The 8,695-nt window shown below is 63.6% G+C and carries 8 protein-coding genes and 1 pseudogene; 8 read left to right on the plus strand and 1 reads right to left on the minus strand.

What is annotated here, in order from left to right; genetic code table 11:
- Positions 1–321: pseudogene (locus C1D09_RS12785) on the minus strand (DNA topoisomerase IV subunit B); the annotation flags it as partial.
- A 259-nt stretch (positions 322–580) separates the two neighbouring features.
- Here C1D09_RS12785 and cpaB point away from each other — a divergent pair.
- The 8 genes from cpaB to C1D09_RS12825 all read left to right on the plus strand — a co-directional run.
- Complete coding sequence (gene cpaB / locus C1D09_RS12790; protein WP_143974685.1) at positions 581–1,486, plus strand: Flp pilus assembly protein CpaB; 906 nt, start codon at positions 581–583, stop codon at positions 1,484–1,486.
- A gap of 30 nt (positions 1,487–1,516) precedes the next feature.
- Positions 1,517–2,962, plus strand: coding sequence for a type II and III secretion system protein family protein (locus C1D09_RS12795; protein WP_143974678.1), 1,446 nt, complete (start codon positions 1,517–1,519; stop codon positions 2,960–2,962).
- Between the two features lie 4 nt (positions 2,963–2,966).
- Positions 2,967–3,236, plus strand: coding sequence for a hypothetical protein (locus tag C1D09_RS12800; protein WP_143974679.1), 270 nt, complete (start codon positions 2,967–2,969; stop codon positions 3,234–3,236).
- A gap of 37 nt (positions 3,237–3,273) precedes the next feature.
- Positions 3,274–4,488 carry a CpaE/TadZ family protein gene (locus C1D09_RS12805; RefSeq protein ID WP_143974680.1) on the plus strand — a complete coding sequence of 405 codons (1,215 nt, stop codon included), beginning with the start codon at positions 3,274–3,276 and terminating at the stop codon, positions 4,486–4,488.
- Positions 4,485–5,906: a TadA family conjugal transfer-associated ATPase gene (locus tag C1D09_RS12810; protein WP_143974681.1), complete on the plus strand. Its 1,422-nt coding sequence runs from the start codon at positions 4,485–4,487 to the stop codon at positions 5,904–5,906. The genes C1D09_RS12805 and C1D09_RS12810 overlap by 4 nt, the downstream gene beginning before the upstream one ends.
- Positions 5,907–5,910: 4 nt before the next feature.
- Positions 5,911–6,876 (plus strand): type II secretion system F family protein, encoded by a 966-nt coding sequence (locus C1D09_RS12815; RefSeq protein ID WP_143974682.1) that lies wholly within the window; start codon positions 5,911–5,913, stop codon positions 6,874–6,876.
- 1 nt (position 6,877) lies between these two features.
- Positions 6,878–7,843, plus strand: coding sequence for a type II secretion system F family protein (locus C1D09_RS12820; protein WP_143974683.1), 966 nt, complete (start codon positions 6,878–6,880; stop codon positions 7,841–7,843).
- A 111-nt stretch (positions 7,844–7,954) separates the two neighbouring features.
- The coding region (locus C1D09_RS12825) for a PA3715 family protein (RefSeq protein ID WP_143974684.1) at positions 7,955–8,695 on the plus strand (741 nt) is incomplete at its 3' end.

Below are 8,695 nucleotides of genomic sequence, written 5' to 3' on the forward strand. Positions count from 1 at the left end.
CCCGTCGGCCGAAAGCTCGACATCGATGAAAGTGGCATGGCCGGCAACCGCCTCGTCCATCGAATTGTCGATGACCTCGGCGAATAGGTGGTGCATCGCCTTGTCGTCGGTGCCGCCAATATACATGCCTGGCCGGCGGCGCACCGGCTCCAGGCCTTCCAGCACCTCGATGTCGGCGGCGCTGTAGCCCTCGCTGCCATCCCTGGTCGCGGCGGGGCGCCTGGCTGCTGCCTGCACAAGCGGGTCGGCCGGCCGCGCCGGTGTGCGAACCGGCTGCGGCGGCTTGTCCATATTACCGAAGAGATCGTTGTTGTCGTCCATGCCTGCCATAGGGTCCGGTGCTGCGAATCACCCGCCGATACTGCCACGCTTTTCAACGCCAAGCGACGGAGGTTCCTGTTACGTTCGGGGATCTGACCCGTCTTAGCCTAAAACCATTCGATAACCAAGCGGGCGGAAATAGGTCCAATACCACCGTTCTACATTCCTGATTCTTTAACAATGCGGCCTAGCCTGAGGCCAACATAACAAGAAACTGCGGGCATCAGGGGTTTTCGGCGTGAGGGGCAAGGCCATAACGATGATCGGTATCGCCGCCGTTTTCGGCGCGATCTCGATCTTTGCCGCGGATTTCTGGGTCAAGAGCCAGGCCAAGGCCGATGCCGAGGAGAAGACGGCGTCGATCGCCGCTCCCGTCCCGCCCAGGATCGAATTCAAGACCATCGTGGTGGCGAAGGCGCCGCTGCGCTATGGCCAGGAACTCGACCGCGCCAAGCTGATCGAAATCCCGTGGCCACAGGATTCCCTGCCGCAAGGTGCCTTTGCCACCATCGATGGGTTGCTCGGCGAGGGCAATCGCATCGTGCTGTCGCCGATCGAGGTCAACGAACCGGTGCTGCTGACCAAGCTGTCGGGGCCGAACGGCCGGGCGACGCTCTCCAACATGCTGACGCCCGGAATGCGAGCGGTAACCATCCGCACTGACGAGATCGCCGGCGTCGGCGGCTTCGTCACGCCGGGCGACCGCGTGGATGTCGTGCTGACGCGCGATGCCGGCGAAATCCAGGAAGTCGCCAAGAACGCGCAAGGCGCGGCCGGTTCGACCGTCACCTCCGAGATCGTCGTCGCCGACGCCAAGGTGCTGAGTGTCGGCCAGGGTGCCGACGAGCGCCAGACGACGCCGCAGATCACCAATTCCGTGACCATCGAAGTGACGACCGAGGGCGCGCAGAAAGTGGCGCTTGCCCGCACCGTCGGCTCGCTGTCGCTGTCGCTGCGCTCCGCCAGCGAAGGCGGCGACGGCAAGAACGGCGTCACCACCATCTCGTCCTTTGGCGGGTCGGTGGCGGCCAAGGCTCAGGCCGCGGCCGGCTCGCTGTTCGACGCAGTGACCAAGGAGCCGGAGAAGCCGAAATTCAAGACGGTCATCGTGACGCGCGGCACGAAGGCCGAGGAATATCAGGTTCCTGAGCGGGACCAAAAGTAGAAGCCGGTGGGGACCGGGCGGGACAGGGCAATGTTGATGCGTACCCTATATCGAATGATGGACCGATCGCGCTTTGCGCGCGCCCTGGCGATGGCAGCTGCGGTGCTTGCGGGCGCAATGCTTGCCTTGCCCGGCCTGGCCAAGGCCGACAATGACATCGTCTATGTCTCGGCGACCAAGAATGCGTCGATCAAGGTCGCCAAGGGCAAGCCCAAGACGATCGTGACGAGTGCCGCATTCTACCAGATCGTCATCGGCGATCCTGAGATCGCCAACGTCAATCCGCTGACCGACAAGTCCTTCTATGTGCTGGGCAACAATCTCGGCACCACCGGCATTGCGCTGTTCGACGAGAAGAAGCGGCTCGTCGGCACCGTCGACATCGAGGTGACGCTGGACACGGATCAACTCGCCAGCACCATCCGCGCCAGTGTGCCGGACGCCAAGATCAAGGTCGGCTCGGCCAATGGCCGTGTCGTGCTGTCGGGCGAGGCGGATGATGCGGTCGCCGCCGAAAAGGCGAACAAGATCGCCACCCGTTTTTCCGGCACCGAGGAGGTGATCAATTCGGTCAACATCTCGTCTTCGCAGCAGGTTCAGCTCAACGTACGCTTCGTCGAGATCAACCGCCAGGCGGGGCAGGATCTGGGTGCCAAATACAGCGCCAATTTCGCCTACGGTTTCGGCGGGCGCGACGTTTCGCTCGACCCAGGCACCGTCCCGGCGGCGGGAACCGGTGAAATCATCGGCCGGCTGCTGTCGAACGGCGTGTCGATCGACATCGCCATCAAGGCATTGGAAGAGCGCGGCCTCGCCCGCCGGTTGGCGGAACCGAACCTTATTGCCCGTTCCGGCGAGACGGCGAGCTTCCTGGCCGGCGGCGAATTCCCGATCCCGGTCTCGGAGGACAACGGCAAGATCTCCGTCAGCTACAAGAAATACGGCGTCAGCCTGGACTTCACGCCGACCGTCCTGAAGGACGGGCTGGTCAGCCTCGACATCGCGCCGGAAGTCTCCTCGATCGATGCGTCGTCCTCCTACAACATCGGCACTATCTCGGTGCCGGGATTCATCGTGCGCCGCGCCAAGACGTCGGTCGATCTCAAGAACGGCCAAAGCTTCATGATCGCCGGACTGCTGCAGTCGCAAAACGACATCACCACGTCGCGCATTCCCGGCCTCGGAAAGATGCCGGTGCTCGGGGCTCTGTTCTCGTCGAAATCCTATCAGCGGCGCGAGACCGATCTGGTCATCATCGTCACGCCCTACCTGGTCAAGCCCGTCGATCCGTCGAAGAAAATGGTCGAGCCGACCGACGGCACGCGGCCGGCCAGCAATGCCGACTATTTCCTCAACAACACCGAGGAGGTGAAGGCGTCGGACGCCGGCCGGGCGCTGGCGCTGGCCGATGGCAGCGCCGCACGGACCGCTCCCGCCACCACGGTCGGGCACTTCCTCGACCTGCCGAAGGACTGAAGCCATGCGTGTGGCCTTGAAATCGAGTATCGCCCTGCTTCTTGCCGGTTTGGCCGGCGGTTGCACCAGCGACGATTACATACGCACCGAAGGCGTGACGCCGGGCTCCGGCGACGCCCAGGCCGCCAACACCGTCATGCAGATGGTCGATCCCTGGAAGTACGGCGTCCAGAACACAAGGCTTCTCGTGCCTGCCAAGCGTGGCGATGCCGTGCCGGTCACGCCGGACCAGGCCGCCGCAACGAAGGCATCGCAGAAGACCACGGGCAACTGACCGCAAAGGGCGATCGCCCGCACAGGCTGACAAGAAAATGGCAAACGGCATCAAGACCAAGAAGATCCTGCTCGTATCGACGGACAGGACCTTCGTGCAGGACACGCGGACCGCATTCGCCGCCTCCGAGATCATCCAGCTCTCGACGGTGGACAGGAATGTCACAGAACTGCGCGGCGAGATCCAGGAGGCGGACTTCGGCGCCATCATCGTCGATATGGACGCGGCGAAACTCGAGGAGGTCGAGTCGCTGCAGCGCGTCATGCGCCGGCTCGAGGGCAAGGCGCCGGTGGTCGTGGTCACCCAGGAGTTCAACGCCGCCGCCGTTCGCATCCTGGTGCAGCTCAAGGTCGCGGACTTCCTGGTCAAGCCGATCACCACGGCCGATCTGGTGCGCTCGGTGGTGCGGGCGCTGCAAGGGCCGGGGCGTGAGGAAAATATCGAGTCGCAGATCTACACGTTCATGCCGGCGGCCGGCGGCGTCGGCACCACGACCCTGGCGCTGCAGACAGCCTTCCAGCTGCATCACTCGGTGACGCGCGGCGCCTCGACCTGCGTGGTCGACCTTAATTTCCAGCAGGGAGCCTGTGCCGAATATCTCGACCTCGAGCCGCGTTTCGACATCACCGAGATCGAGAACCAGCCCGAACGCCTCGACCGGCAATTGCTCGACGTGATGCTGTCCAAGCATGCCAGCGGACTTTGCGTCTTGGCCGCACCGACGCATCCGGCCGAGATGCGCTCGTTCAAGACCGATGTCGTGGTGCGCATGCTGGACCTCGTCTCGGCCTATTTCGACAATGTCGTCATCGACATGCCGCGCACCTGGTTTCCGTGGACGGAGACCGTGCTGCTGGGCTCCAACAAGCTCTATATCGTCGCCGAAATGACGGTGCCGTGCCTGCGCCACACGCAAAGGCTGATCCAGGCGGTCTACGAGACCGCCGGCAAGGAAGTGAAGCCGAATGTCATCGTCAACCGTTTCGAGCAGAAGATGTTCGACAACGGCATCAAGCAGGCGGATGTCCAGGAGATCCTTGGCGAGCATTTCGTCGGCGGCATCGCCAACAATTACCGACTGGTGCGCGAGGCGGTCGATCGCGGCGTGCCGCTGCACGAGATCGATCCCAATGCCAATGTCGTCAACGATCTGAAGAAGATCATCCTGCCGGAGGAGGCGGTCGCGACCGGTGCCAAATCGAAGTCGCTGTTCGGTCTCGGCAAGGGCCTCTTGAAGAGGAAAGCCGGATGAGCAGCCGTTTTTCCACCCTGCAGAACCGCGACGCGCGTCCGCAGCGCCCGGCGGAGTCGACGCCGGTCGCGCATCACGCGGTCGTCATCCCGACCAGCCGGAAGGCTTTGCCGGCAAAACCCGACGTCGCGCCGGCAAAGAACGCCAACAAGGTGCTCGATGCGCGCGTGCGCATTCACCGCATGCTGCTCGAGGAAATCAATCTGGTGGCGCTGGAGCGTTTGCCCAAGGAGGAGATGCGCCGGCAGGTCCATGATTTCGTTTCGGAAAAAACCCGCCAGGAGCGGATGGCGATCAACACCGCCGAACTCGAAGCGCTGGTCGACGATATTGTCGACGAGATGGTCGGTCTTGGTCCGCTCGAGCCCTTGCTCAAGGATCCCGACATCAACGACATCCTGATCAACGGCCACCAGAACTGCTTCATCGAAAAGAAGGGCAAGCTGCAGCAGGTCCATATCCCGTTCAAGGATGAGGCGCATCTGCTTAGAATCATTAACAAAATCGTCGCTGCGGTTGGCCGCCGCGTCGACGAATCGCAGCCGATGGTCGATGCCCGCATGCTGGACGGCTCGCGCTTCAACGCGGCGATTCGCCCGGTTGGGGTCGACGGGCCGCTGGTGTCGATCCGCAAATTCTCCAAGAACAAGCTCGGCCTGCATAAGCTGGTCGAATTCGGCGCCATCACCCAGAACATGGCCGAAGTGCTGGCGGCGGCCGTCCACGCCCGCAAGACGACGATCATTTCGGGCGGCACCGGCACCGGCAAGACGACGATGCTCAACGCGCTGTCGGCCTTCATTCCCGAAGACGAGCGGCTGATCACCATCGAGGACGCGGCCGAACTCCAACTGCAGCAGCCGCATGTCGCGCGCATGGAAACGCGCCCCGCCAACATCGAGGGCCATGGTGAACTCAAGCAGCGCGATCTCGTCAAGAATGCGCTGCGCATGCGCCCCGACCGCGTCATCCTCGGCGAGTGCCGTGGCGAGGAGGCCTTCGACATGCTGCAGGCCATGAACACCGGCCATGAAGGGTCGATGGCGACCATCCACGCCAACACGCCGCGCGATGCCATTTCGCGCCTCGAACAGATGCTGGGCATGACCGGCATGCCGATGACGGTGCAGTCGATCCGCAGCCAGATCGCCAGCGCCATCGACATCATCGTGCAGCTGACGCGGCTTTCCGACGGCAAGCGCAAGGTGACGAGCGTCGCCGAGGTGACGGGCATGGAAGGCGACGTCATCCAGATGCAGGAGATCTTCCGCTTCGTACGCACCGGCATGGACGCCGATGGCGGCATCCTCGGCCATTTCGAGGCGACCGGCATCCGGCCGCGCTTCCTGGAAGATCTGCGCGCCATGGGCATCGAGTTTCCCGGTCGGTACTTCGAACCCGGCCGGCCGCAGGAGTAGCCAGGTGTTCGACGGGCTGAGCGCAATCTATGTCGTCTATGCCGGGGCAGCACTGACCGGCATCATGATCGCCGAGGCCTGCTATCTCCTCTATGCCGGACGCAGCGACAAGCGCACCGCCATCAACCGGCGCATGAAGCTGCAGGAAAGCAAGATCAGCCAGGAGCAGGTGCTGATCCAGCTGCGCAAGGAGCGCGGCCTCGACGCGGGCACCTCGCTGTTCTCGCCGGACCGGTTCCGCGCGCTGCGCACACAGTCCGGCATGACCATGCCGCTGTCGAAGTTCCTGATGATCACCTCGGGCGTGGCGATGGCCATGGCCCTGGTCGCCATCTGGCATGGCTTGCCGCTGCTGATGGGGCTTCTCCTGTTCGTGGTGCTGATGCCGCTGGTGCCGGTGATGGTGATGCGCTCCAAGCGCAAGCGCCGGCTGAAGCGCTTCGGCATGCAACTGCCCGAGGCGCTGGAGCTGATCACGCGCGGCCTCAAGGCCGGTCACCCCGTGCCGGTGGCCATCGCCATGGTGTCGCGCGAAATGCCCGATCCGATCGGCACCGAGTTCGGCGTCATCGCCGATGAGGTGACCTATGGTTCCGACCTGGTCTCGGCTTTGAATTCGCTGTTCGACAGGGTCGGCCATGAAGATCTGCCGCTGTTCATCACCGCCGTCTCCATCCAATCCAGTTCGGGCGGCAATCTGCGCGAAATCCTCGACGGGCTGGCGCTGACCATCCGCGAGCGCGGCAAGCTTCGCCGCAAGGTGCGCGCCATCTCGACCGAAGGCCGCATGTCGGCCTACATCCTGACGGCGATACCGGCGCTGCTGTTTGCCGCGATCATGGCGCTGATGCCGGGCTTCTACCGCGATGTCTGGGACGAGCCGAAGACCTGGTACCTGATCGGCGGGTCCGTGGCCTGGCTGATGCTGGGCAATCTGATGATGTTCAAGATGTCGAATTTCAGGTTCTGACATGCAGGGCTTCATAGAATTCCTCGCCTCGCTCGCACCGACCTCCCTGATGCCGGTGGCGATCCTGCTTCTGGCCCTGGGCAGTGTTGCGGTCGCCTGGCCGATGGTGGCGGCGAAGGGCGACCGCAACGACGTCAAGCGCCGGCTCAAGGTTGACCAAGCCGCCGTGGCCGCCAAGCCCGAGCCGCTGCAGAAGAAGAACGCCAATGTCGTGCGCGAAAAGGCGGTGAAGCGGGCGCAGGAATTCTACGCCAAAAGCGATCCGGAGAATGTCGCCCGGTTGCGCATGAAGCTGATCCAGGCCGGCTATATGGAGCCGCGCGCCGTCGGCACGTTCTTCATCATACGCTTCTCGGCGCTGGTCGGCGGCGCGATCGGCGCCTTTGTCCTCAACCAGTGGCTGGCTAGCGCCGAAGCGACGATGACCAGCCGCTGGGCGTTCGTCATCCTGTCGGGCGTGGCAGGCTACTTCCTGCCAGGCCTGGTGCTGACCCAGCAGGTGCGGGAGAAGATGCGCGAGTATCGCAATGGTTTTCCCGACTTCATGGATCTGATGATCGTCTGTTCGGATGCCGGCATGAGCATGGAAGCCGGTATCGAGCGAGTCTCCAAGGAACTCGCCAAGACCTATCCGGCGCTCAGCCAGAATTTGCAGCTTGTGTCGCTGGAACTGCGGGCTGGGCGCAGCCTCGACGACGCGCTGAAGGCGCTCGCCGACCGCCTCAGCCTGGACGAGGTTCGCTCCTTCGCCACGCTGCTTCAGCAGTCGAAGGAACTCGGGACCAGTCTGTCAGGCGCGCTGCGCGTCTTCTCCGACGAAATGCGCCACAAGCGCATGTCGCTGGCCGAGGAGAAGGCACATGCCTTGCCGGCCAAGATGTCGATACCGGTGACGGTATGCATCCTGCCGGTGGTGCTGATGATCGCGGTCATCCCGATCATCGTTAAAATGACGGGTAACCACTAGGCTACGTTGATCTTCAGTGGCGAGCCTGCACATAGCGGCTTGTCGAGCTTGATGCCAAGCTGGGCCGGCAGGCTGCTCCTGCCCGATTCGGCCCTTCAACACGAGGACCTCATGCGAATATTGTTGTGTGCCGCCGCTCTTGCCGCAGCCAGCCTGAGGCCCGCGCTGGCAGCGGCCGACGATTGCGGCGATGCTGCCGCGCTGTTGCGGCAGGCTTATCCCGAGGTTCAAAGAAGCGCCGACGGCCGCTCGTTCACGCTCGAACCGCACACCAGCATCCCGCTCGCGGCTCCTCAGGACGGTATTCCGGGGCTGGTCTGCAAGATCTGGCCTGCCCATGACGATCTTGTGCTGGTCGCGGTGCCTCTGATCGACAGCGCCCAATCCGTCGACGGCCAGCATCTTGGCGACATCGAGCTTCTGGTCGTCGACAGGAAGACCCTGCAGCTACGCCAACGACTGCTCCAGCCCAGGCTGATGAACGACGACGCCGTCGCCATCCGGGGCATCGAATTCGATACCGCCCGCTATGCGCTGGCACCCGGTGTCACCGCCTTCGGCCTGCGCATCGACATGGCCAATCACTCACAGCCCAATCCCTTCAACGAAACCGACCTGCGCCTCTACGCCATCGCCGGCAACGCGCTGCGCGCGGTGCTCGACGGGCTCGCCGTGGCCGGCCATGGCGGCGAAGGCGACGCCAGTTGCGCGGGATCCTTTCATTCCAGCCAGGTCGGCCTGGCGATGAGCCCGACGGTCCATCGCGGCTATCATGACATCATCGCGGTCGAACGACTGGATACCGACGAGCCGTTGCCCGACAAGGACGGCGAGTGCCAGTCCCACCCCGGC

It is taken from the genome of Mesorhizobium intechi (assembly GCF_002879535.1).
Taxonomy (GTDB): Bacteria; Pseudomonadota; Alphaproteobacteria; order Rhizobiales; family Rhizobiaceae; genus Mesorhizobium; species Mesorhizobium intechi.

Excerpts from the sequence above, each read along its gene's own strand:
- cpaB (WP_143974685.1), top strand. The coding sequence starts at position 581 with ATGATCGGTATCGCCGCCGTTTTCGGCGCGATCTCGATCTTTGCCGCG.
- C1D09_RS12795 (WP_143974678.1), top strand. The coding sequence starts at position 1,517 with ATGTTGATGCGTACCCTATATCGAATGATGGACCGATCGCGCTTTGCG.
- C1D09_RS12800 (WP_143974679.1), top strand. The coding sequence starts at position 2,967 with ATGCGTGTGGCCTTGAAATCGAGTATCGCCCTGCTTCTTGCCGGTTTG.
- C1D09_RS12805 (WP_143974680.1), top strand. The coding sequence starts at position 3,274 with ATGGCAAACGGCATCAAGACCAAGAAGATCCTGCTCGTATCGACGGAC.
- C1D09_RS12810 (WP_143974681.1), top strand. The coding sequence starts at position 4,485 with ATGAGCAGCCGTTTTTCCACCCTGCAGAACCGCGACGCGCGTCCGCAG.
- C1D09_RS12820 (WP_143974683.1), top strand. The coding sequence starts at position 6,878 with ATGCAGGGCTTCATAGAATTCCTCGCCTCGCTCGCACCGACCTCCCTG.